The following is a 24947-nucleotide window of genomic DNA, read 5'->3' on the forward strand; positions in this document are numbered from 1 at the left end:
ACCAATAAGAAGCTGATTGTCCGGAATACTACAATTACCACCAATTCAATCAAGGTCGAATGATGATCTGCAAATGACACAAATTTAACAGTCAGGTCTAACGTTCGACTGTCCGCTTATAGGCTCAAAGCAGACCGTCAGAGAATTTCTGCTCAACAACTGCAATTGGCACTTAGCTGAACTTCGCCAAAGAGCTACAAGCAAACATTGAGTTATTGGTTTTAATAATTAGCTTTTAACTAAATTTAAATAAACTTTAAAGCTGGTAGTTTGATTATTTGAACTGACCTCTATATCTCCACCGTTTGCTTGCGCTAGAGCTTTAACTATTGCAAGCCCTAAACCTGCTCCGTCACTGTGTCGTTGCCGCGACTTATCAGGTCGATAAAAGCGGTCAAATAAATAAGGTAAATGCTCAGAAGGTATTCTCTCCCCTGTATTAATCACTGAAATGCATATTTTTTCAGCGGTGGTCATTTCACTGTTTACAGTGATTGATGAGCCTTTTGGAGCGTACCTAATTGCATTGGATAGTAAGTTTGATAATAATTGACGAAAGTGTAATTTGTCACAATAAAAACAAAGGTTTTGACCTTTTTTATTAAATGCAATCAATGAGTCTTCAGCCAAAGCGTCAAAATACTCAAATAACACTTCAATTTCATCATGGCTTTTTAGAGTGTTTTGAACTGGTTTAATTAGCCCGTTTTGAGTTTTGGCGAGCCAAAGCATATCACTAACCATTTTCGTTAATCGCTCGAGTTCTTCTAAGTTAGAAAATAATAATTCTTGATACTCTTCCAACTGCCTTTTTTTAGATAATCCAACCTGTGTTTGAGTAATTATATTCGTTAGTGGAGTTCGTAGTTCATGAGCAATATCACTAGAAAAATTTGATAAGCGAATAAATTCACCCTGGAGCCTGTCGAGCATTGAGTTAAACGACTGCACCATATTAACAAGCTCAATAGGCACTTTATTTTCATCGAGCCTTACATCCATTTTATTAGTTTGGATATCGTGTATTTTCTGACTTAAACCTCGTAAAGGGTTTAATCCTTGATGTACAGCAAACCAAGCCACCAATGAAATGAGTACCGCTGAGCCAAACATAATGGCCCAAAGGCTTTGTTGAAATTGATTGAGAAAGTGTAAATGAAAGCTCATGTCTATCGCTGTAGTAATTTTGTATTGCTGTTGCTCAGTACTTAAATTACTCACCAGAGCTCGGTAGGTGTGGGTATCATTTTGCCATGAGGTAATGTTGTTACGGTTAAAGCCAGTTGAAGCCTTAGCACTCATTACAAAATCACTAAAATCTCGTTCAGAGCTTTGAAAAATGAGATCTCCTTTTGCGGTATTTACCTGATAGTAAACACCGTGATGACCCGCTACAGCGTTAGATAATTCATTTTTAAATTTCAGGTTTGATTTATAGTGTTGTCTTAAAACTAATTCAATAGATTGATTAATAACATGCAGTTCACTACTATCTTGCTGGAAAAAATGATGTTTTATCGAACTATTTATTAAGGTGGCAACTAAAGTTAAGCACGCAATAACGGTTACAGCCACAAACAACACAACACGCATCGTAAGTGATAAAGGCCGTGACTTAATAGCCATCAGTTTCAACCTCTAATTTATAGCCCATACCGCGAACTGTATGAATTAATTTAATAGTAAAGTCATCATCAACTTTTGCTCTTAGCCTACGAATGGCAACATCAATCACATTGGTGTCGCTATCAAAATTCATATCCCATACTTGAGAAGCAATTAACGAACGTGGCAGTACTTCACCTTCGCGCCGTAACAATAGTTCAAGTAAGCTAAACTCTTTATTACTCAATAAAATACGCTTGCCTGCACGTTGTATTTTTCGCTTTGGAATATCCATTTCTAAATCAGCAACGATCAGTATATCGTCAACTGTTTGTACTGCACCACGGCGAATAAGAGTGCGTACTCTTGCTAAAACTTCAGCAAAAGCAAAAGGCTTTATTAAATAGTCATCAGCACCAAGTTCGAGCCCCTTTACTCTATCGTCTATGCTATCGCGAGCAGATAAAAATAGTACTGGGGTTTTGTTATCTGCTTCACGTAGCGACTGTAAAATTTTCCAACCGGATACGTCAGGTAACATGACATCAAGTATTATTACATCAAATAATTCGGTCATTGCTAGGTGATGACCGTCAAGACCATTGCGCGCCAAAGAAACCTGAAAACCAGCTTCACTTAGTCCCTGTTTTAAATAATCTCCCGTTTTTGCTTCATCTTCAACAACTAATAAGCGCATACAATTCCTTCATTAAAGTCCTAACAACTACCTCTGCAAATATTATGCAGTATCTGTCACTACAGCAACATGACACCAAGATTACAACTTTGTAATGTTCGCGTCATGTTGAAGACAGGTCTATTTTCTATACTCAATACATATTCTGCTATGAAGGAGTAAGGAAATGGGGTTTAAAAAGTCATCACAACAGGTTAGCACACCACGAAGACGATTTGTTCAAGGCTTAATTGCAGGAGGTGTACTTGCTGCTTTTCCGAGTGTATTACATGCTGCATCATCTTTAGTAGCAGGAACAATAACAGGCACTGTGCCCGAACTTAGCGGCGAAGTAATTGATCTGGTTATAGATGAATCGCCGGTTAACTTTACTGGCGTAGTACGTATGGCGACAACTATCAATGGATCTATACCCGCTCCTACCTTGCGCCTCAAAGAAGGCGATGACGTTACTATTAGAGTAACAAATAAGTTATCAGTACCGAGTTCAATTCATTGGCATGGCATTATTTTACCGTATCAAATGGATGGCGTACCAGGTATCAGCTTTAAAGGCATTATGCCGGGCGAAACCTTTGTTTATAAATTTAAACTGCAACAAAGCGGTACATATTGGTATCACTCACATAGTGGCTTTCAAGAAATGACAGGCATGTACGGTGCATTAATTATTGAACCGCGAGAAAACGATATTATTAGTGCAGATAACGAGCATGTTATTCAATTATCTGATTGGACTGATGATGACCCAATGGCGCTGTTCCGTAAATTAAAAGTACAGAGTGATGTATTTAATTTCAATCAACCCACTGTCCCAGAGTTTTTCGATGACGTTTCAAGCAGCAGTATTTCAAATGCTCTACAGCGCCGAAAAATGTGGAATCAGATGCGAATGAATCCTACAGATTTAGCTGATTTATCTGCATCAGCAATGACTTTTTTAATGAACGGTAGTACTCCAATGGCAAACTGGCGTGGATTATTTAAAGTCGGTGAAAAGCTTAGGTTAAGGTTTATTAATGGCTCTAGTAATAGCTTTTTTGACGTGCGTATCCCCGAGTTAAAACTAACGGTTGTACAAGCAGATGGGCAAAACGTTGAACCAGTGACAGTTGATGAATTTAGATTCGGCCCTGGTGAAACCTACGACGTAATTGTTGAGCCTAAAAATGATGCCTATACGATTTTTGCTCAAAGTATGGATCGCTCTGGTTACGCAAAAGGAACTTTATCAAGCTCGCCTAATATTGATGCGCCAGTACCTGCACTTGACCCTGTTGAATGGTTAACGATGACCGATATGATGGGCAATATGACCCACGGCGGTGAGCACTCTGCAATGGCTGGTATGGCAGGCATGTCAGGTATGAACTCTAAAGAAATGGATCATAGCGCTATGGGCCACGGTGCAATGGCGATGGATCATAGCAAACATGGTATGTCTGAAAACCCATTAGCGGTTGCCAGCTCTAAAGTGCGTCATGCAAAAACGGAGTATGGAGCTTCAGTTGATATGCGCGTTGATATGCCTAGAACAAATCTTGATGATCCTGGTATTGGTTTACGTAAAAATGGTCGTCGTGTTTTAACACTTGCAGATTTACACTCACTTGAAGGGATCACTAACCAGCAAGAGCCAGAAGCTGAAATTGAGCTGCATTTAACCGGAAACATGGAGCGTTATAGCTGGTCATTTGATGGCTTAGAATTTGGTAAAAGCACGCCAGTGCATATGAAGCATAACCAACGTTTAAGAGTTATTTTACAAAACGATACCATGATGACGCACCCTATGCATTTGCATGGTATGTGGAGTGATTTAGAAAACGAGCAAGGTGATGTGCAAGTGCGACGTCATACGATACCTGTTCAACCCGCACAAAGAATCAGCTTTTTAACCACCCCTCACGATGTAGGTCGCTGGGCTTGGCATTGCCATTTATTATTCCATATGGATGCCGGTATGTTTAGAGAGGTAGTCGTATCATGAAACAATTAAAACTATCTAAATCATTAGGTTTATTAATGTTAACAGGGGCTTCATTAATTAGTTTCCCTTTATTAGCGCAAAGTGAAATGGCACAAATGAATAGCGCTAAGATGCAACCACAAGGAGGAAGTGCACCTAAAGATGCAAGAGACCCCCATGCTTACTCTGCGGGAACAACTTTAACAGAAGGCCCATATGCGCTTGAGGGCAATGAGCGATTAACACTCGCTGATGAGCATCCATTTTACGCATTACTAGGCGATCGTCTTGAATATAACGAGCAAGCAAACGCAGGTGTATTTGACTTACAAGCATGGTACGGCACTACCTTTGATCGATTGGTAATTAAAACCGAGGGTGATTTCAGCGAAGGAAGTATTGAAGAAAACCAAACCGATATTTTATGGGGTCACGCCGTATCAGCATATTGGGATACTCAAGCAGGTGTTCGTCTTGATTACAATAAAGAAGGTGAAAATCGGCAATGGTTGGCTTTTGGCTTACAAGGTTTAGCCCCTTATTGGTTTGAACTTGATATGACAGCATACGTAGGTGAGCGAGGCAATACCGCATTTACGTTAGAGGCAGAGTACGAACTATTACTCACGCAAAAGCTAATTATACAACCGCGAGCCGAAATTACACTTTATGGCAAAAACGATAAACAAAACGAACTTGGAAGTGGCCTATCAAGCAGCGCGATTGGCTTTAGGGTTCGTTATGAATTTACACGCCAGTTTGCGCCCTATATTGGCGTTGAATGGAGCAATAAATTTGGCAATACCGCCGACTATGCCACATCAAGTGGACAAAGTAGCAACAACACCGCATTTGTTACGGGTATTAAATTTTGGTTTTAATCATTTTAAATAAGAGGTAATTATGAAGTTTTTTAATTCTGCAGTAGCTATTTTAGGTTTAGTACTTACATTTTCCGCATCAGCGCATATATCACTCAAGCAATCAACACCTGCGCAAGAAGCCATGTTAATGAAAAGCCCAGAGCAACTTTCGTTAACTTTTGGTGGTGAAGTAAGGCTAGCAAAAGTCATCATCAAAGATGAAAAAAATAAATCAATAAACTTTGATTTCAAACCAAGCTCTACCCCAAGCACAGACTTTAGTTGGTCATTGCCGAGCTTAGTCCAAGGCACTTACACGGTTAAATGGACAGCACTGGGTGGTGATGGACATAAAATGACCGACACGTTTAGATTTATGGTACACAAAAGTGAATCGCATAAGATGATGCAAGAACAATCTAATACCCACAGCAAACATAATCATTAAGTAGCAACATAATGCAATTAAGTGAATGGTCAGTACTCTTACTATTATTAAAACTAGCAAGCTATATCGCAATTTCAGGGCTTGCGGGCACTTTATTAATGCGCTTTATGTGTGGCAACAGCAATGTTGCAGGGCATCACTTAATTAGCTTTTATCAGTTCTTAAAACGTTGGCAAATTACGTGTGTAGTTACAGGTAGTATTGCTGCACTTTTACAAGTACCAATAGAAGCTGGAGCAATGGCTGAATCAGGCTTTATGGGAATGTTTGACCCCTTTATGCTTGAAATTGTTTGGCAATCAGTCATAGGTGACCAAGCAACGTTTAGAATACCAGCGCTTATTATTGCTCTAATTAGCGCATGTATGTGGAGTGTGGAATCAGATGATAACGTAGCAGGTTATAAAAACGTTGCCGTTATACTAATCATGCTTGGGTTTATCGCTTATAGCTTCACTTTTACTGGGCACAGTGCAAATGAAAATGGGTTAGTGAAAAGTATTTTAACCTTTCACCTTATTGCCATTGCGAGCTGGTTAGGGTCATTGTGGCCGCTTTACAAAAGCTGCACTTTACTACCTACCAGTGAAGTAAAGCGGTTAATGCATTACTTTGGTCAACTCGCTATTGTTATTGTATTTGTACTACTTATTTCGGGCTTAACTCTGCTCCTGCAGTACCTAGAGTCATTTTCTGCATTGTTTACATCAAATTATGGGCAACTAATTTTATTAAAGCTGTTACTCGTCAGCGCGATGCTGTTACTAGGTGCATGGCATAAGCTTTTTTTAGTCCCGCAAATCACTCAACAACACCATATAAGTATATTAAAACGCTCGATCACTGTTGAAATATTAATTGCCCTATTTGTACTTATTACAACAAGTGTATTTACAACACTTGTTGGTCCGCCTATTTAACGATTAATAAAAAAGGAAAATGTATGTTAATTAAATCCTCTAATTTAAAAATTTTATTGCTACTAATTTTTAGCGCTGTTAGTTCTTTTGCTGTGAACGCACACACCCATGAAGAGCACACAAAAAAAGGCTGGGTCTTTGTTAATGTTGATAGCGAAGCTGCAAAGGCAGTTAGCTTATTTCATGCATCCCTAAAACAAGGCGATGCCAAAGGTGCCCGTAAATTACTGGCCGACGATGTCGTCATTTTTGAAGGCGGAATTGTTGAGCGTTCTGCAGATGTATACGCGAACCATCATATGATAGCGGATATGAAATTCTTAAGTGCAGTTGATAGTGAACTGCTAGAGCATCAAGTTCACACAAATGGAGACATAGCTTACTCAATTTCAAGAAGTAAAACTCAAGGAAAGTATAAAGGGAAAGATATTAAGTCTACGGGAATGGAATCAATCACATTAAAAAACACCGATAAAGGTTGGAAAATCACTCATATTCACTGGTCTAATTAAGGAGTTAACAATGCGAGTAATCTACATTACCTCAGCGTTTTTTTTATCATTAACTATGTCATTTTCGGCAATGAGTATCGAAAAACAGCATAAAACATCAATAATCTATGAAAATTCAGAAAAACCTGAAATTGAGCTTACCGTTTATAAAAGTAAAAATTGTGGATGTTGTAATAAGTGGATTGCTCATTTGAGTGAAAACAATATTCAAACAAAAGCAATTAACGTTAATGACATGGGGTCGATTAAATCTCAGTATCAAATAAAACCTAATATGCGCTCATGCCATACAGCCGTGTCAGCCGATGGATTTGTATTTGAAGGTCATGTTCCCGTTAAACATATAAAACAGTTTTTATCTGGGCAACACGCTCCGCACATTACAGGCTTAAGTGTACCAGCCATGCCTATTGGCACTCCCGGAATGGAAATGGAGGGTATATTTCACAAATATAATATTGAACTACTCACTGACAACTCAAATGAAGAAACCTACAGATACATAAGTAAATCCAGCGAGCAATTTTAGCCTAACGGCATAATTTTTGATTTAATTGTTAAATACCCATTTTACACAACAGGAAACACTGATTTGTGAGCTTGATAGTGTAAAAATTACTCACATGTAAAAACAAAATACAAAACTTTTAAGGAGCAATACAATGTCACACTATTCAAAATTTTTTTAATGATAGCAACATCCACAATAACCATGTTTGTATTGATGTATTTGAACACCTACCAACTTAGTCATGTTTATTTTAGTGAAACTCGTACTTATATGGCGCTTTATATGGGAGCCACGATGGCAGTGATAATGCTACTTTTCATGCTCAATATGTATAAAGATAAAAAGAAAAATATAACAGTACTCATTGCTAGTGTTGCCGTATTTGCAGGAAGTTTATTTTTAGTTCGCTCACAAGTGACTGTTGATGATAGCTCATGGATGTCGGCGATGATCCCACATCATTCAATTGCCATACTCACCAGTGACAGGGCAAAAATCAAAGATAAACGCGTTCAAAAGCTTGCTACAAATATAATTGAAGCCCAAGAGCGAGAAATAAAAGAAATGCAATGGCTCCTAAAAGATATAGAGCAAAACGGCATTGCACAAACCAATGCTCAAGCACAATTAAGAGCTGTTCCAGATTTCAATTCAAATAAATAAATAAACCGCATAACATAAGGAGTAAAGCATGAGTAAATCAGCCCAACTTTTTAGAATGGCAACAGATGAGCATATTTGTCCGTTTGGTTTAAAATCGAAAGACCTACTAGAGCGAGAGGGATATACAGTTGATGATCAGCTTTTAACTTCTCGAGAGCAAACAGATGAATTTAAAAAACAACACAGTGTAGAAACTACACCTCAAGCATTTATTGATAATAAACGTATAGGTGGCTACGACGATTTACGTGATTACTTTAATAAGCCACAAGCAGCCCAAGAAGGTACAACTTACACGCCCGTGATTGCGATTTTTTCGGTTAGTTTTTTGCTTAGTGTGGCATTTAGTTTTGCATCGGATAATAGCTTATTATCAATGCAAACCGCTGAACTGTTTGTAGCCCTAACAATGGCAGTGTTAGCAATACAAAAGCTTCAAGACTTATTTAGCTTTACTAATTCATTTATAACCTATGACTTAGTCGCTATGAAAGTAGTCAGGTACGCTTATGTTTACCCATTTTTAGAAGCATTTGTTGGCATTGGAATGATAGCCGGGTTACCAGCCTATATTATTGCCCCTATTTCATTATTCATAGGTGGGGTTGGTGCTGTTTCAGTGATAAAAGCAGTCTATATAGATAAACGAGAGTTAAAATGTGCGTGTGTAGGCGGTGACAGTAACGTACCACTAGGGTTTATCTCTCTAACAGAAAACTTATTTATGATAGCTGCCGGTATTTGGATGTTTGTTAGGTAAATAACAGCTTTAATTTAAAAATATGATGACGAGCTTATTTATAGCACGAACCAGATTCAGTAGTTGAGTCTGGTTCTGCCTGAACTTAAAATGCCATCAATTTGCTCTGGCTTCTCTAAGGTATCTTGAAGTTACAACGAGACTAAAGTTTTTTATCAATTGCATGATTTAAAAAAGCACTAGCCCTCTAATTTTATTAAATAGATCTAATCTAAATTTGATTCCAGAATTCTTTTGGCAATAAATTTTTAATCATCCTAGTGTTTAAGAATTTATAAATTTAATTAATAAATTTTGTGAAATTTTTCTAGTCCGCTTAGAGCGATAACCGGCCATTGAGATTGTCTTAATACAATAGTTAGTTGATTGGCTAATCTATGTGGTTTGCGCATATATTCATGAAAATGAGCGACGCGCGCATATTGTTCTATTTAACTTTTCTTTAAAGTTTTAGAAAACTTAATGATAGTAATACCTTAGATTATTTGTTAAAACTATATAATGTGAAAAAATGAGCGTAGCGTCGGCAGAAATATACGCGATCAACGCACTATAAAATGTTAGTGTAAGCATGAAAAAAATACTGATATTGTCACTACTATGTTTAGTTTCTGGAAAGGCTCTTGCTGATTGCTCTTTTGAATCGCAAAAGGATAATTACAAACCAGAAGTTGCAGCTAGTCTGGCTGAGAAGGCGTTTAAAGAGAATAATGTTTACTTCATCGCAGTAGCGGATGGAATTGCACCTTCTCGCCCAGGCTTCGATATCTCATTTACTTCATGTATTTTTAAAAATACTAAATGGGAGATGCTTTGGGTTGGAGCTGATTCGCAGTACTGCGTTAACCATGAAGCTCTTAGAGCGCAGGCCAAAAGCTATGCTCAAAATTTCAACAAGACTATGGTGCAATTGGCAAGTATGCAACTTCGTGAAATGTGCCCCGAACTCCGTACACACTAACAAGCAGCGGCAGAGCGACAGCCAACACTACGCGTTGGCTGCGTCTGCGCTGGGCGTTATGTGCTCTAAGGTATCTCATGCTCTCAATCACCAGTGAAGATAAAGAGAATCAACTTAAAAGTTATTGTCAGCATTGGCTGAGCTTATTAGCCACAAATCAATTTGAAGACGCAGAAAAGCTCATTGATATAAACAATAACTATGGTGTTGTATGGGCAGAATCTGAACTCAAAGACGCTGTGCATGATTACTTTGGTAGCGATGCCCCTGTGAGTTTTCAAAACGAAAATATAGCGAATTGTTACCCTGAGTTTTTAGAAACCGATTCAGGCTCATTGATCTTCGGCTTTTATTTACCCGCCAATGGCGAGATAACCGACCTAACTGTTGAATTTGAGTTTGTACCAATTGGGAACAACAATTATGCTGCAACAATCAACGATGTTCATGTTCTGTAGCATGTACGCACATAACAAGCGCCAGCACATCGCGCCTGCGACGCTGGACTCGCAACAAGTTGCTCGCCCGTGTGGCGGGCGTTATAGCGCTAAATGGAGTTTGGATGATAGGAGATAAACGGAAGTACAAAATTGCGTCATTTATCTTTTTGACTTTAGGCGCGGCCATATTTCTTAATACAGTACTAGAAATTTTCGAGTTCGATGTATTCAACTTTTTTGAGTTTATAAAGGGTATAGCTGGCGCACTTGGGTGTATTTCAATCGGTCTTGCCCCAGAAAAACTATTCTTACCTATGTCTGAGGCTTTTCAAAAAGTAGGTGCCAGTAAGCGACATCAAATTTCAGACAAGCTAATTATTAGTGCTGGTGTATTAGCCATAACCGGTTTAATCGGTTCAGTCGCGCTATAACAAGCAAATTTTATCGCCAGCAAACAACGCTGGCTGCGACGTCAACCCGCTGCGCGGCTTTCCGCGCTAAATTTGGGCGTTATGTTGGAGCAGCATATTGATCGCTCGTATTAAGACAATCAGTTTTGGGGTATTAGTAGCTGCATTAATCATTACGATCACGTTGATGGTAGCCGATGTTGAATTTTATGGGCTCCTCAGTGTTTACGTATTTATGGTTTTATGGAGTTTACACAAGATATTTTTGTGGCTCATCGGTGATGAGTTTGGCATCGCCGTTCAGGTGAAAATTAAGAAAGACGCACCAAAAGCAATTCGTTTCCTTGGGCTGTTATTTGTCTGCTTTGTTTTTTATTTCGTAGCTAAGGGGCTTATCAAGCATGTTTCAACATAACAAGTTGCTTAATTTCGTTCCGGCCACAAACAGCATGGCCTCCACTGGACTGCCTACGCTGCGCTGCGGCAGCCAATTAGCAAAGCGTTAGCACTGTCCACTTATGGCACAAAGCACGCATTCGTCCTAACTCATTTCTGTCCATCGACGAGTTTACTCGACCGTCTGCTTCTCGCTCAAAGCCGCCTGTCAGGCGAAGTCTAAACCCGTTCTTTTAAACTGTAAGATCGGATATGAGCTACTACAAATTAGAGATGTCTACGTTAGGCGCATATGTTTTTAGTTGCAACCATTTGAACTAATTAGATTGTTGATAAACGTTTTTTCGTTAAAACTTTCTTTGAGCCCATATTTACCTTTTATGTATTTCCATTTATTTAGGTAATCGCAATGAAAGTGCTTATTTCGGGGCATCCACTTATGTGGTGGCTGAGCGCCTTTAGATTGGTTTGCGTTGTCTTCTACAGCTAAGAGATTTTCAAAGTCGTTGGCAAATGCTCTTCTTTGATCTCGAGTCCAGTATTTACCCCCCATTTCATGGGCATGGGCTAAAGGTACAATATGGTCTATGTCGATATCTGAGGCTTTATAAAATGTTTGAGCAGTGTATGGGTCTATCCATTCACCCCAAGAAACGTTGCAGGGCTTATTTCGTTTAAATTTAACTGGTGACTTTGAATCTCTAATGAGTATTTCAGCTCTTGCATCCTGGCAGTCATTATCGGCATCAACCCAATGTGGCCAATCTTTTCTATTATAAGTAAGCGAGCCAATTGCGAAGCCTTTTGGCACTGGTTTAATTATATTTGGCGAACTGGATGTTGGCTTGCTTTTACTGCTATGGCAGTGATACTCGTTTCGCTTTTTATCGTTATGGCAACCCTCTGAATTCGTTCGACCACTGTGAGCTGAGGCACTACTGGAGGCCATCAAAGTTAGTATTAATATTAGCGCTTTCATTAAAATTCCTTATACCTGACGTTATTTAACCAATAACGTCACTGTCTAAAGCTATGGTTGATAAATATACAATAACCGATTTAATTGCATTTTATAATGGGGATGTCTGACCAACGTGTTGTGTAGTGAGGTGATAAGAAAGCACGCTTCATATTCCACGTTTGTGTAAGCTTTTCACTGCCGATTGATAAAGTGCCCACGCCATATCGTTTATTTATAGCATCTAAGCACTCCATCATCCTTGGTTTATCTTCACTGACAGAGAACATGTCAGCTTGTTGGAATATCTCACTCTCTAATTCTATTGCACCAATACCGCAGCGATAAAAGCGCGTATTTACTTTAAAAATATCATTTATGACGTCAGAGACGGCTTTAGCCATAACACTGGTATCCGATGTCGGTATGGGAAACTCATATAGAAGTGATTTTTTATAATAAAATTCTTCGTGAGGTGAGCTGGCAGCAAATATAACGATACGTTTTGCTAAAGAGTGCTGATCCCTCAGTTTGCGGCCAACAATGGCAGCATGCGTAACGAGAGCTGATTTTAGTGTTGTTATATCACAGACTCTTTCACCAAAGCTTCTTGTAGAGTATATCTCTTTTTTATTCTGCTTTACTTCATCCCAACTTAAACACGCGATACCGTTTAATTCGCTGACTGTTCGCTCAACGACAACACTGAACATTCTTCTCATGGCCTTAGGATTTTGGCAAGCGAGCTCCCAAGCTGTGTTAATCCCCATGAATTTAAGTTTCTTTCCTAAACGGGAGCCTATGCCCCATACATCAGTGACATCCATTCGCGTCAGTATTGCTTGGCGAGAATGCTCATCGTTAATAACTGCAACACCGTTATAGCCGGACAGCTTTTTAGCTGCATGGTTGGCGGCTTTAGCTAGCGTAGGTGTCGTACCAAACCCAACACCAACGGGTAGACCGGTTTCACGCCAAACAGCACGGCGTATTGTTTGTCCATAGTCGGCCCAATCATCAATGATTTTAGTGAAGCCAGTAAAACGAAGGAAAGACTCATCGATACTATAAACATAGTGGTCATCACAAAAGCGGTTTATAACCGTCATCATTCGATCGCTCAAATCAGCATACAGCTCATAGTTTGATGAGCGAACAACCACATTATGTTGTTCTAGGTAGTTTTTAACTTTGAAGTAAGGCTGAAATTTTGGAATGTTCAGCTTTCTGGCAATAGGGCATATGGCGCAAATACACCCATCGTTATTTGTTAGAACCACAACTGGTTTAAAGCGAATAGAGGGGTCAAAGACCTTTTCTGCACTCGCATAAAAAGCAACAGCATCTACGAGGGCAAACATCGACTCAGCTCGGCTTTATTCTTATGAAGACGAATGCTCGAAGTAACAACACCTTCTAATTTAAAGTCATCATTTTCAGAGATATAAACAGACTGATAGTTTTTAGAAGCAGAAATGAGTAAACGGTTTTTTTTATCTATTATTTTACACACAAAAGTCCCGTTATAACTCGCAACAATCACATCGCCAGTACTCACATTTTCAGCTCTATCTACAACGAGTAAGTCACCATCGAAAATCCCTACATCTTGCATTGATTCACCCGATGCTAAACCGATAAATGTCGCATTAGGGTGCTTTATTATGAGTTCATCGAGTGAAATTCCAAGCTCTGTATATTCTGCTGCAGGAGACTCAAATCCTGTAATACCGGCCTCTATAAAAATTGGAATAACAAACATACGCACCTCTACACTGTTTATTTGTACAGTATAATTCAGCTTGCAACGCTTACCAAGAAATTTAAATGTTAAATGAGAGCTTAACTAAGCTAATATCGTTCTTACTTCAGCAAAACAATGAGTTATCGAGATATCATCTTTAATGAGGTGTCACCGTTTCGTGAAAACTATTCTGTGGAATAATCTTAATTAAAGACTGGCCTAAAAGCCTATTTAGTTATTAATATAAAGGCGGTTTTTTGAGCAAACTATAAGAAAGCGGAAGAGGGGTAAACTCGTTTTTGCCCCAAAACGTGTTGAGGCGAATGCCTCAAAAGAGCGATAAGCGGACATTAAAAAGTTAAATTTATTCCTGCTTATTTGAGTAGAAGGCTAATTTTGTGCGACAACATTATTAAACGCCGTTTTAGTGTGTTATGAACCGCTAAAATGGTGTTCAATAAGCTGTTATAGGGCTAGATGATTAACCTACCCTCAGTGAATAATTAAAAGGATGAGTTATGGATAACCTTAAAGTACGTCTTGAAAACTGTTACGGTATTTCTTCATTAGATGAAGCTTTTGATTTGTCGAATGCCCGAGGAAAAGCTAAAGCTTACTCAATCTATGCCCCAAATGGATTGATGAAAACATCGTTTTCTAGAACTTTTGATGCTTTATCAAAAGGTGAAAAACCAAAAGAAGAGCGTTTTAATCGCCAAACAACTTGTATTGTTGAAGTTGATAATGTCGATATCCAAAAGGAACAAATATACGTTCTTAAATCTGAAATAGAAATAAACTCTGATAATGAAGCTGTAACGAATATTCTTATTAATCAGGAAAGTAAGGCTAGATATGACTCATTAATTTCAAATATTAATAAGCTGAAATCAAAGCTTGGTACATCACTCCAAAAAAAATCAAAAATAAAAAAAGATGATGTCGAAAATAAACTGATAAATGACTTTCACGCAGATGATTTTGTAAGAGCGATAGAGTTAGCAAAAGAAATTGTCATTGGAGATGATTTAGGAAGTTTTATTTATAATGATATCTTTGACCCTAAAGCTATTGCGATATTAGAGAGTCCTGAATTTTTATCAAAATCTAATGAGTTTAATCAACGATATCAAGAGCTTTTTAATCAGACAGGTTCTATTTATAGTCGCGGAGTTTTTAACCCTGTAAAAGCTGATACTTCTTTTAACACCTTAAACAACCAAGGGTACTTTGCAGGTGGGCATAAAGTTCACCTAAAAGGTGATGCTTCTTCAATTGATTACGAAGAGCTTCAAGAAAAGATGAAAATTGTGCATGAATCAATCGACAGTGATGCTGAGCTTAAAAAGTTAAGAGGTAACTTATCTAAAAATGCGCAAACTCAAGCGTTGATTTCATTATTGGAAAGTATTTCCGCAACAGAAGTTGATTTGCTTTTACATAATGTTAAGCCTGAGAATCAAGTAGAATTCAAGAGGAGCTTGTGGGCTTTTTATATTCAAAACAGTCCAGATACTGACGTATTTCTAGAAGCATTCTCTGCCAATCAGACTGAGCTACGACAAATCGAATTAGACGCAGCAACAGAAGCACCGAATTGGTCTAAAGCTATAGAGCTTTTTAATAACCGCTTTGTGGATATGCCATTCACTTTGTCACTATTCAACCAAGTTGAAGCTGCTTTAGGAAAAGATAAAGCAAAATTAAAATTCACGTTTAAAGATGGTGATGATCGAATAGATTGTACCAGAAGTGAAATAAAGTCTTTAAGCCAAGGAGAGAAGCGTGCACTCTATCTTCTTAATTTTATCTTTGAAGTCGAAGATAGAAAAAGGAAGTCAGCGCCAACACTTTTTATTATTGACGACGTTGCGGATTCTTTTGACTATAAGAATAAGCATGCAATTGTTCAATATCTTGAGGATATATCAAAAGTAGAGTATTTTTCACAATTAATTTTGACCCATAATTTTGATTTCTTCAGGACTTTATCAAATAGCTTCGTACATTATGAAAGATGCTTAATGGCTAGTAGAACGGCTGATGGCATAAAACTATCAAAAGCTGAAGGTATAAAAAATTATTTTATTGGTAAGTGGAAAGAGCACATAACAAGTAGTGATTTTATCTTATGCGCAACTGTACCTTTTACAAGAAATCTTCTTGAATACATAAAAGGTGAAGATGATCCTGACTACTTAAAGCTGACTAGCTTGCTTCACTGGAAAGAAGATACCTCCCAAATCACAATTGGGGAGTATTATGAAATTTATAATCGATTATTTGGCACAACCTACCCAACTAACAATACAAATTCATTTAAAGAATTACTATTTTCTAAAGCTAACGAGATCAAGAATAGGGCCAATCACGATGGCCTTAATTTAGAGGATAAAGTTCTTTTATCAATTGCTATTAGAATGACTTCTGAAATTTTTCTTATTGAAGAAATGCGTAAAATAAAAGAAAACGACGCTTATTGGTGTCAATCAAAGAATCAATTTGGCGCATTAATAAAGTCATATGTAAAAGAATTGCCAGATAGTAATGCTATCAAAACCCTTGAGAAAGTTAGTATTACTGTCAGCTCTAATATTCACCTTAATTCTTTTATGTATGAACCGATATTAGATTTAACTATTGAACACTTGACCACGTTGTATTCAGAAATATTAGAGTTAGAGTCTGCTGTGTCTGTTCCCCAAGAAAGTGAGCCAGCCCTATAACAACACGCCCTGAGGTGGACGACTAGTAAAATTTAGCTATTAATTGCAAATTTTAAAAGTGGTGAGCCTCTGCGTTTTAATGCTGCTAAATACGTTGATTCATCGTAGGGTGTATTCGTTTTCCAACACCTAAATACAATCCTTATCCATTTAAATGCCAGTGATCTAATAATGCTGTTGTGCGGCTTACCCTTGGCTTTTTGTTGCTCATAATACGCTTTAGCCCAAAATGAATAACGAATAGAAAAGCCTGCCCATTCTACAAATGTTTGCCTTAAAAAAGTGGGGCAACTATAACGCCAATGAGTCCACATCTTTTGACCACTGCGCTCAATAATAGGCGCTATACCCGCGTACTTTTGAAGCTCTGCAGCATCATTGTAACGCGCACGATTACTTCCAAAAGCAACAAGTAAACGTGGGGCGAGTTGTGGACCTGCACCGGGTAAGCTATCAAATATCTTTTTATCCTGCTGGGCTTTATAAGCCGATTTTATTGCTTTATCGAGCTTTTCAATACCTTTTAATAACACTTTAAATTGCGTAATAAGCACTTCAACGAGAATTTGATTAGGCACAATGACGCCTTCATCCAGAGTTAATGGCATTGAATTCTTAATACTGTCTAATCGTGCATTATTGACCGTGGAATAGTGTGAGTTATGACTCTCAAAAAAGTCGAGTAAAGTCTGTTTTCTTGCTTTTTTAACCGCAGTGAGTGACGGCCACTTCTGAATGAAGTCGCAGAATATATACGTGTCCTTTTCTTTAAACCATTCAAGTACCTGTGGGTAATAATTCTTTAATGTCGCTGTTATTTTATTGGATAAATCGACACTGTCTTGCACTAAACTTCGGCGATATTCAACAAGCTGAGACAGCGTTCGCATAGCTGCTGACTTTGTAGTGGTCAATAAAATTTGGCCACAGTTTTATAAGTAGCGCAAACAATGCCGCTAGGATACGAGAAATGATGTAACGGCAAATATGTACTATTTCAACTTAGAACGGTTTCATACACCGAATGGTGACCTATCGGCAGTAGAATATGAGCAAAGATCCTTAAGAAGCCCTGATTTGATTTCGCAGAACTTGGATGTACTTTTAATTAATCTAAGTTAAGTTTATACATCAATCTTGGTGGCATTATGTCTTCAAATTCACAATTTAACGCATTAGCTAGCTTGTATAATGTTTCTAACTTAATATTCACATTACCTCTTTCCATTTTTCCATAGTTACCACGCTCTATACCTACATAGGCGGCAAAACCTTCTTGCGAATAGCCTGCTTCTTTGCGTTTTTCACGTAGTTTTTCACCAAAATGTTTAACTAAATCACTCACCTGATTTTCCTCAAGGCAAAATGATTAGATTTTCATGTTGAGCGCTTAACTACCACGCCCTATAATACCCATTATTATAAGAAGTTTATTAGGATTTACTTTGAAATTTGACCCTCTCGTAGCTCAAATTATTGTTGCACCAAATTTTAATAACTTTACAACAAGTGATGTCCGCTCGGCGTACTTAGCATTAAAAAGTGATTCTTCTTTAGTACCTACAGCCGTTAGGCGAAATATATATGCTGAATTGCTCAAGCTTGTTAAAAAAGGCTGGTTGAAAAAGGTGGTATCAAATAAAAAAGGATTTACACGATTCAATAAAACAAAGAGCTTTAACGTTGAGGCAATTACTCACTTAGCTAGTGCCATACCTATTGCAACAACAGAAAAGGCAGATGATAAACACGCGCTGTTACTTAGTAAGTTAAACCATTACAAAGCCGAGCTGTTATTGAATATGGGGGAGTCTGAGGCATATAAAGAGCTTTATTTGGAGTCACCCGAACTGGTAGATGAACTTCAGCCACAATACAACAAAGCGAGAGACAACAATACAAGAATACTTGGCAAGATTAGAGCGATTGAAGGCTTATTGAAGCAAAATGAAGAAATAGAGAAAATATGAAACTAAGACTATGGCAAACCGAGTGTATTAATTTAGCGCTTACACAATACCAGAGCGGCAATAGCCACTTTTTAGCCTTGGCAACTCCTGGGGCGGGTAAAACCTTAATGGCCTCAGAATTAGCCGATCAATTATTAAAAAACAATATGGTCGATTTAATCATTTGTTTTTCACCGTCGTCTATTGTTTCTCAAGACTTTAAGGAAAGCTTACAGCTAAAAACGAATGAACGATTTGATGGGCTTATTGGCGCTAAAGGTAGAGCTTTAACCTATCAAAGCTTACAGTATTTAGATGTGCACTTTTGGCAGCTATTTGAACGATATCGTGTTTTTGTAATATTTGATGAAATTCATCATTGTGCTGGCTCTAATATGGACAATGCCAATGCATGGGGTGAACAGATAATACTTAACATTCAAAATAAAGCACAGTACACATTAGCCTTAACAGGCACTCCTTGGCGCTCTGATGCTGCACCTATTGTTCTTTCATCTTACCAGCTGCCTAACAACAAAATAGCGTGTGACTACGTTTACGGGCTTTCAGAGGCTATTGTAGATAATGTGTGTCGGGTTCCAAAAATAGTAGCTGTTGATAATAACCATATTACAGTTGTAGATGACGTTGAAACCAAAACATTTAACTGCTTTAAAGCGTTATTAAACTACTCTGGCGTTTCTTATCAAGAAATTATTGAAAATGAAGCGGTAATAAAATACATAATTTCTTCCGCTCAAAAAAAGCTTATCTCATTTAGATTGATAAACCCCGATGCAGCGGGGTTGATTGTTGCATCGTCTGTTGAGCATGCCCATCAAATCTCTATGTTAATGCGAACTCACTTTGACGAGGATAGCACTGTTGTAACCTACCGAGAAAATGAACCTACAAGTATTATTCAGCAGTTTAGGTATGCACAAACTAAGTGGATTATTTCTGTTGGTATGATTAGCGAAGGTACAAATATCCCTCGTTTGCAGGTTTGCTGCCACCTTACAAACATAAAAACAGAAATGCATTATCGCCAAATATTGGGCCGTATACTGAGGGTAACAAACTCTAAAAACCAAGAAGCTATTATGTACATGCCTGCCGAACCTAAGCTTTTAGAGTACGCGTATAGAGTTAATCAAGATGTTCCATTTGAAGCTGATGTAGTTAAGTTTGAAAAGATGAAAGCTACTGCTGAAGAACCTACTGAAGATGAAGGTTTAAGTGAAATGACCTTTAATAAGAAAAATAAAAAAACCTCCAAAGCTCAGTTTGATTTTGATAACTTTGCTGACTTTTTTGATCAGCCAGTTATGAGCAATAGACCTGAAGCGACAGAGGAACATTTTTTAACCGGTGCCTATGAGCGAATTATTAATATATCAGGCCGTTTTCAACAAGAAGCGATCGCTTTAGGGTTAAGTGAATTGCGGTAAATACGCTAGAATTTACCTCAAGTAGACCTCTACAGGTAACATCAATTTCAGTTACACGAGGAAATATAACTTAATTTAAGGTGTTGCTATGTATAGCTTCTCTGAAATTCATAAAAAAATAGACTTTATAGAGATTTTAACCAATAGAAAGATCAGTGAAAGTTCAAGTCACCTAGAGCAAATTAACTTTATACATCAAGGTGTATATATCAAAAATGCTGAGCGTCTAAGGATAGAGTTAGGCTGGGATATACGAGTATTTTCTTCAGCTATTAGAACTAGCAACAGCTCATATGTACGCTATAAAAAAGAATTAAAGTCTTTAAATACCACTTTGAGTGAAAGTGCATTTGAAATTGCAAAAATTTGCTCTTTTTGTCTTGATTACTTTGAAAATATAGAGCGTTTTAATATTTGGTTAAACGCCCCTTCACTCCAATTCGACTCTAAAAAACCTTTAACGTTTATGAATTCTATAGCTGGCCGTGAATTAATTAAAAATACCGTAAACAGACTCAAGTATGGCTATAACGCCTAAAATGAAGGTGTCTTATGACGTGAAGCACACTATCAATAGACTTCAATACCTGAGGGGAAGCTCTCTTCATTGCTTGATTTTGCAAGAAGTTATCACTTTAGAAATTAATGAGCTTATTAATGGATAAATTTTCTCTGATAGTCACATTTTTTCCAGATATAGTCTTTGAACCTTGAAAAACTCCGATATCGCTGGTGATGAAGCTAGCTAGTCTCTATTTCTCCATGGTATTGGAAATGCAGAAGATGAGGTTGTTTCTAGAGCAACATATAATCTTACTTTCAGGTCAAAGGCATACATTCGACAGGCATCGGCGTAACTTCCGAATGGGGATCTAATGGCACTAAAAACTATTTGGGAATATAACTATAAATGGCTATGAAACTATATTAACAGGTAAAAGTGTCGCTAATTTTAATGATCCCACTATTTACCGAAGCATAGTTGGTGACTTTGAAAGTGTAGAGTTTCCTAGTTTGTAAAGTAACCCGGATATTGGCATACGACGACCAAACATCCTTAACATGTCCAATTGGAATTGATTAAGTCTCATTAAGTAAGCGTAGAAAACTTACGAAGCTCAGATAGTGTTATTAATAGAGAATCTAAAGCCTCCTTTTCACTAATTTCTTTTGAGTTTAGAGCGCCAGCAACCTTGAGCATGTGTTTCACTCTAATCTTAACCTGAGTTGATACTTGGTTTTCCTCTATATTTCGATTTGAAGTAGGTTGATTAGTTTCATGGGCGAGGTGAATGTATGTTGATAATGTGTCAGTAGATGCGTGCATAGTGATTTTTCGGCACGCATTTGCAGCAACCGTTAAAATGTTATGAAAACTTCCGGATTTAGCTAATTTTTTAATGGACTTAGCTATTGTTAGAGTGATAAACCTATGGCGGAAGGAGTGGTTGGTAACATGGCTGAGATGGCGGCAGTATTTGCTTCCGTTAATAACTTTCTTAGCATAGTTTTTTAAGTATGTGGCCTTGAGCGCCTTCCCGTTCCTTGAGTCAACGAATATCGCATCGTGGCTAATATCAGGAAATATATTTTCCACCATTTCGATGTGCCAAAGTAGAATCTGGATATCGTCCCGAGTTGTTTCAACTTCGCGCTTTTTGCCTTTGTACTTACCTTTCACAACAGGAATGTTTCTAATGATGTGCTGCTTGCTGCTAAGCAGGCCTTTGGCCGCTTCCTTAATCATTGATCTGGTGATTTGATGTATTTCGGTAATTCTCGAGCCAGATATATCAAGTAAAGTGGTGAATGCTTGCCATCTGCTTAGGAGAAAATCGTCAACAATGGGGTGGAACGTGTTGCAATTAATCGAATCAAGCCACATCTCTAACTCGTGGTCACGAATGAAATCAACATCAGTACTTATGTGAATTAAGCCATCAAGGCAGTGGTGAGTATAGTATTGTATTTCGATGTGGCCTTTTTTTATAGTCTTCTTCGTATAGTTTACCTTGTAACTCTTAGTGTCATCTTTATCGCAGCTGGCTAACATTACCTCTGGTTGTCGGTTAGATATATATACTATGTATTCAATAGCTAACCTGACGTGTTTTATTATTGTGTCGTCAAATATACCTCTGTCTTTGAGGTGTTCAACAAAGTGATAGAGAGTGCTATCATTCGCATCATAAATATTGGTGTTTTCTAGCTCTAGAAAAGAGCAGAACAAATTTAAGTTGTATGCCTTTTTAACAACTGTAGTTGCAAGGGGTTTTACGTTATAAACTCTAGGGCCGCCTCCAACATGGGTAAGAAATGCGTTCGCATTCCAATCAAAGCTGCCACCTTCCTTTATAATCAGGGGGACCTGGCATTTAGACCTTTCAGCTATTCTGCTGCTAGTTAAGATGCTACCAAGGTTAGGCTGGTCGGCAATAAAAACTTTCGACATTACTTAACGTCCCAAATACGCTGTTTTCCAAGTATGTGCGCTTGGTCTAGGATTAGTTTTCTAATGGCGTCGTCAATTACCTTATCCTCTCGGTAGCTTTCAATCAGATGCATGTAAGCGCGATATACTTCTGCTAAGGAATTTTTCAGTTCTTCATTCTCTTTGCGTAATTGAACAGTGGTGTCGTCAGTAGATTCATATTGCCGCCTCTTTTTACATTCCTTTTGGCCTCCAGCGAGTCTTTTATTTACATTTTTGATCGCCGCTTGAAGTTTTTTAAGTGCCTGAGCGTTGTGTTTGGTGTGTGCTGTATTCCATGAGTATGAGACGATGCCTAGTTCATCATCGCTCCATTTGTGAACAGCTGACTCCGCAATAGAATATCCTTTAATATTCAGGGATGTGTATACATCATCAATACACTTAATTGCATCTATTAAATTGGCTTTCTTTAAAATTGACTTGGTAATGTCGTTCTTTTTGTTTATTACCTCAGTTGAGGTTTCTCCAGGCTTGTACTGAGACATTATTAGTATCCTTTTTTTCCAGAGAAATAAAAGAAAACTTCCTCACCTTCAATTCTACAAAAGCGAACTTCCTGGTTGGTTTTTTCTTTATGTTCAGAAATTAGCTTTTGCACAAGAGGTTCTATTACAGTCGATACATTCGATGTTTTTCTAGCTTTATCAACAATGGCGAGAATATCTTCATCAGCATTGATGTGTTTGTTTAAAGAGGCTCCGATTCTAGCAAGAGCTAACTCTGCTTCCTCAATCCATTCATCAGTTGGAGCTATTTCAGCATAATGAAATGTCTGGTCTAAGCTGGCGTGCCCCAGAAACCAAGAGAGTTCATCCAGCCCCTCTCCATCAGTAAGATTGAAATATAGAACTGCGAAGAAGCGTCTAAATTGATGTGTTCTCGCGTACCATCTCTTTCCATCAATCACTGGAGACTCGACCCAGTCAAAAAATGTATCTAAGCAATCGTCTAGAGCGTCTCTGCTAAGTGCTTTTTGATGTTCATTAGTTTCTCTTGTATAGGTGGATGCGGTGCTTGAACGAGCATTGAGAGTACGAGTAAAAAGGTACGATTCTTTATCGTCACAAACTAAACTACGTCTATCTTCAATTTCGCATACAAATGCAGCAAACTCTAAACCGTAATCATATACTAGGTCAGGGATTGGCCTGTGTACCTCTTCAAGCTCCCATCTTTCTGAGCTTTTTGGTATCCGCAAAATTAGATCAAATAAGCCATCTATTGGTGATTGCACAAAACAATTGCGTCTCAATGTGAGAAGTGAAGTTGTTCTGGCAGCAGAAAAACTAGCGATAAGTATCCAGATAGAGGCGATGTATATCCTTACAGCTGTTGCTACGGATATGCCGTCGCTAAAATCGTTTTTATAATTCTCACTCTCACGACGCCATGAAGTAAGATTTAGGTCGTTGAGGGCGGCAGGTATCGAGGTGTTTTCAAAAGCCATAAGTTGATATTTAATAAAATTATCAATATGTTCTCTTGCTCCGTTAGAGTTTATTATGGCTCTCTCTTCCTTATTTAACGAAGAAAGGTATTCCCTCAACGCTAGCCCATAAGTGCGAATAAAGTGGAGTGCCGATGACAGTGTATGAAGAGCCGTTTCAACTGGCATAAGTGGGGTTTTCTTGGGTTCAACCATTTCATTGAAAATGGTGTGCCCGCTTGAGAAGAGCTTCTGTACAGCGTGCCTGAATTTGTACTTTTGAGTAGGTCTGGCTGTGTAAAGGCAGTGAAGTTTAGATATTTCGTTTGATATGGTTTTAGCTTTTGGTACTAAATCACGATCTGCGTCGAATTCAATAATGTAAGCATTGGGGTAATGTTTTGTATAACCAATTTCAGTGCGGAATTTTTCGTGATTACATTCTAAATATTTTATTAACCTGTTTTTTAGGCTTCCGAACTGCCTGGTTGTAAGTGTTGTTGACCGTTTTAGTAAGTCCCAATCTATATCGCCTTTTGAATTCCAGTGATTTAGAATAATTTCCAATAACTTATCAAAATCAAGCCTTTCTACTTTGAAAGATAGTAAATAATCTTTAACGTGTTCAAAGCTGATTTCCGCCAAGGTTCTTATAGGCTTCTGGTTTTTTAGCTTTTGCAGTTCATTTGCGTGAAATATCAAGTGACACGCAGTTTTCAATATATCTCCGGTTCTTTCAGCTCTTGTTATCTTGCCTTTGGTATTCAAGTAGAGCAGGCTGTTCCTTACGTCCTCAAGTAAAGGTTTGTTGATTTTATCTGTCAGTAGTTCGTTGTGAGAAACCTCTCTGGCAAAAGTAAGATTTCGAGTAAGGTTCTGGTTATCTTCTAATGCATACCCTGTTTTTGCTATCACCCAGGTAGTATCGAATACACTTTCATTCATCATCCAGCTGGGTTTGGGGTAGCTGTCCACCTTATTCATAGTTGCTGATTTATTAGGGTCATGTAGTTCTTTGTAAGGGGGTAATCCAGTATTTTCCAT

Annotated in this window: 26 protein-coding genes; 16 read left to right on the forward strand and 10 right to left on the reverse strand. The window is 38.0% G+C overall.

Features of this window, described 5'->3' with window-relative positions; translation table 11 throughout:
- Positions 1-228 precede the first annotated feature (228 nt).
- Positions 229-1626, reverse strand: coding sequence for a heavy metal sensor histidine kinase (locus H5087_RS04925; protein WP_010388405.1), 1398 nt, complete (start codon positions 1624-1626; stop codon positions 229-231).
- Positions 1616-2302, reverse strand: coding sequence for a heavy metal response regulator transcription factor (locus H5087_RS04930; protein WP_010388408.1), 687 nt, complete (start codon positions 2300-2302; stop codon positions 1616-1618). Before H5087_RS04930 ends, H5087_RS04925 begins: the two co-directional genes overlap by 11 nt.
- Positions 2303-2468: 166 nt before the next feature.
- On the opposite strand from H5087_RS04930, the gene H5087_RS04935 reads away from it, so the two are divergent.
- From H5087_RS04935 to H5087_RS04990, 12 genes are all read left to right on the forward strand, one after another.
- A complete protein-coding gene (locus H5087_RS04935) occupies positions 2469-4292 on the forward strand; it encodes a copper resistance system multicopper oxidase (protein ID WP_010388409.1) in 1824 nt (607 codons plus the stop codon).
- Positions 4289-5152: a copper resistance protein B gene (locus tag H5087_RS04940; RefSeq protein ID WP_002963237.1), complete on the forward strand. Its 864-nt coding sequence runs from the start codon at positions 4289-4291 to the stop codon at positions 5150-5152. Before H5087_RS04935 ends, H5087_RS04940 begins: the two co-directional genes overlap by 4 nt.
- Before the next feature lie 22 nt (positions 5153-5174).
- Positions 5175-5582: a copper resistance CopC family protein gene (locus H5087_RS04945; RefSeq protein ID WP_010558009.1), complete on the forward strand. Its 408-nt coding sequence runs from the start codon at positions 5175-5177 to the stop codon at positions 5580-5582.
- Between the two features lie 11 nt (positions 5583-5593).
- Positions 5594-6502 carry a copper resistance D family protein gene (locus H5087_RS04950; RefSeq protein ID WP_010388414.1) on the forward strand — a complete coding sequence of 303 codons (909 nt, stop codon included), beginning with the start codon at positions 5594-5596 and terminating at the stop codon, positions 6500-6502.
- A 23-nt stretch (positions 6503-6525) separates the two neighbouring features.
- Positions 6526-7014: a DUF4440 domain-containing protein gene (locus H5087_RS04955; RefSeq protein ID WP_002963057.1), complete on the forward strand. Its 489-nt coding sequence runs from the start codon at positions 6526-6528 to the stop codon at positions 7012-7014.
- Between the two features lie 10 nt (positions 7015-7024).
- Positions 7025-7543 carry a DUF411 domain-containing protein gene (locus H5087_RS04960; RefSeq protein WP_002963058.1) on the forward strand — a complete coding sequence of 173 codons (519 nt, stop codon included), beginning with the start codon at positions 7025-7027 and terminating at the stop codon, positions 7541-7543.
- Positions 7544-7702: 159 nt separating this feature from the next.
- Positions 7703-8188 carry a DUF305 domain-containing protein gene (locus H5087_RS04965; protein WP_182671365.1) on the forward strand — a complete coding sequence of 162 codons (486 nt, stop codon included), beginning with the start codon at positions 7703-7705 and terminating at the stop codon, positions 8186-8188.
- A gap of 28 nt (positions 8189-8216) precedes the next feature.
- A complete protein-coding gene (locus H5087_RS04970; protein ID WP_002963060.1) occupies positions 8217-8948 on the forward strand; it encodes a MauE/DoxX family redox-associated membrane protein in 732 nt (243 codons plus the stop codon).
- A gap of 571 nt (positions 8949-9519) precedes the next feature.
- A complete protein-coding gene (locus H5087_RS04975; protein ID WP_182671366.1) occupies positions 9520-9909 on the forward strand; it encodes a hypothetical protein in 390 nt (129 codons plus the stop codon).
- Positions 9910-9986: 77 nt separating this feature from the next.
- Positions 9987-10367 (forward strand): hypothetical protein, encoded by a 381-nt coding sequence (locus H5087_RS04980; RefSeq protein ID WP_024592043.1) that lies wholly within the window; start codon positions 9987-9989, stop codon positions 10365-10367.
- 104 nt (positions 10368-10471) lie between these two features.
- The gene (locus H5087_RS04985; protein ID WP_182671367.1) at positions 10472-10780 is read left to right on the forward strand and encodes a hypothetical protein; all 309 of its coding nucleotides are present in this window, start codon (positions 10472-10474) and stop codon (positions 10778-10780) included.
- 97 nt (positions 10781-10877) lie between these two features.
- A complete protein-coding gene (locus H5087_RS04990) occupies positions 10878-11174 on the forward strand; it encodes a hypothetical protein (RefSeq protein ID WP_024592041.1) in 297 nt (98 codons plus the stop codon).
- Between the two features lie 279 nt (positions 11175-11453).
- Here H5087_RS04990 and H5087_RS04995 read toward each other — a convergent pair whose 3' ends face one another.
- The 3 genes from H5087_RS04995 to H5087_RS05005 form a co-directional block, all read right to left on the reverse strand.
- Positions 11454-12134 (reverse strand): HNH endonuclease, encoded by a 681-nt coding sequence (locus H5087_RS04995; protein WP_182752809.1) that lies wholly within the window; start codon positions 12132-12134, stop codon positions 11454-11456.
- Between the two features lie 80 nt (positions 12135-12214).
- On the reverse strand, positions 12215-13474 hold the full coding sequence (locus H5087_RS05000; protein ID WP_182671368.1) for a Y-family DNA polymerase: 1260 nt from the start codon (positions 13472-13474) through the stop codon (positions 12215-12217).
- A complete protein-coding gene (locus H5087_RS05005; protein ID WP_182671369.1) occupies positions 13459-13875 on the reverse strand; it encodes a LexA family transcriptional regulator in 417 nt (138 codons plus the stop codon). The genes H5087_RS05000 and H5087_RS05005 overlap by 16 nt, the downstream gene beginning before the upstream one ends.
- 500 nt (positions 13876-14375) lie before the next feature.
- Between H5087_RS05005 and H5087_RS05010 the strand changes: the two genes are divergently transcribed.
- The gene (locus tag H5087_RS05010; RefSeq protein ID WP_165744872.1) at positions 14376-16583 is read left to right on the forward strand and encodes a hypothetical protein; all 2208 of its coding nucleotides are present in this window, start codon (positions 14376-14378) and stop codon (positions 16581-16583) included.
- Between the two features lie 32 nt (positions 16584-16615).
- On the opposite strand, the gene H5087_RS05015 is transcribed toward H5087_RS05010, so the two are convergent.
- Complete coding sequence (locus tag H5087_RS05015) at positions 16616-17473, reverse strand: transposase (protein WP_259397740.1); 858 nt, start codon at positions 17471-17473, stop codon at positions 16616-16618.
- Positions 17474-17691: 218 nt separating this feature from the next.
- The gene (locus H5087_RS05020; protein ID WP_024591386.1) at positions 17692-17928 is read right to left on the reverse strand and encodes a helix-turn-helix domain-containing protein; all 237 of its coding nucleotides are present in this window, start codon (positions 17926-17928) and stop codon (positions 17692-17694) included.
- 100 nt (positions 17929-18028) lie between these two features.
- On the opposite strand from H5087_RS05020, the gene H5087_RS05025 reads away from it, so the two are divergent.
- The 3 genes from H5087_RS05025 to H5087_RS05035 all read left to right on the forward strand — a co-directional run bounded on the left by H5087_RS05025 (position 18029) and on the right by H5087_RS05035 (position 20521).
- On the forward strand, positions 18029-18553 hold the full coding sequence (locus tag H5087_RS05025) for a hypothetical protein (protein WP_182671370.1): 525 nt from the start codon (positions 18029-18031) through the stop codon (positions 18551-18553).
- On the forward strand, positions 18550-19983 hold the full coding sequence (locus H5087_RS05030) for a DEAD/DEAH box helicase (RefSeq protein ID WP_182671371.1): 1434 nt from the start codon (positions 18550-18552) through the stop codon (positions 19981-19983). The genes H5087_RS05025 and H5087_RS05030 overlap by 4 nt, the downstream gene beginning before the upstream one ends.
- A gap of 88 nt (positions 19984-20071) precedes the next feature.
- Positions 20072-20521 carry an MbcA/ParS/Xre antitoxin family protein gene (locus tag H5087_RS05035; protein WP_182671372.1) on the forward strand — a complete coding sequence of 150 codons (450 nt, stop codon included), beginning with the start codon at positions 20072-20074 and terminating at the stop codon, positions 20519-20521.
- A gap of 552 nt (positions 20522-21073) precedes the next feature.
- Here H5087_RS05035 and H5087_RS05040 read toward each other — a convergent pair.
- From H5087_RS05040 to H5087_RS05050, 3 genes are read right to left on the reverse strand one after another with little or no spacing between them, the layout of a single operon-like run.
- Positions 21074-22435, reverse strand: coding sequence for a site-specific integrase (locus H5087_RS05040; RefSeq protein WP_182671373.1), 1362 nt, complete (start codon positions 22433-22435; stop codon positions 21074-21076).
- Positions 22435-22962 carry a hypothetical protein gene (locus H5087_RS05045; RefSeq protein WP_165744959.1) on the reverse strand — a complete coding sequence of 176 codons (528 nt, stop codon included), beginning with the start codon at positions 22960-22962 and terminating at the stop codon, positions 22435-22437. Before H5087_RS05045 ends, H5087_RS05040 begins: the two co-directional genes overlap by 1 nt.
- 2 nt (positions 22963-22964) lie before the next feature.
- Positions 22965-24947 (reverse strand): hypothetical protein, encoded by a 1983-nt coding sequence (locus H5087_RS05050; protein ID WP_165744960.1) that lies wholly within the window; start codon positions 24945-24947, stop codon positions 22965-22967.

It is taken from the genome of Pseudoalteromonas sp. SR43-7 (assembly GCF_014163785.1).
GTDB lineage: Bacteria > Pseudomonadota > Gammaproteobacteria > Enterobacterales > Alteromonadaceae > Pseudoalteromonas > Pseudoalteromonas distincta.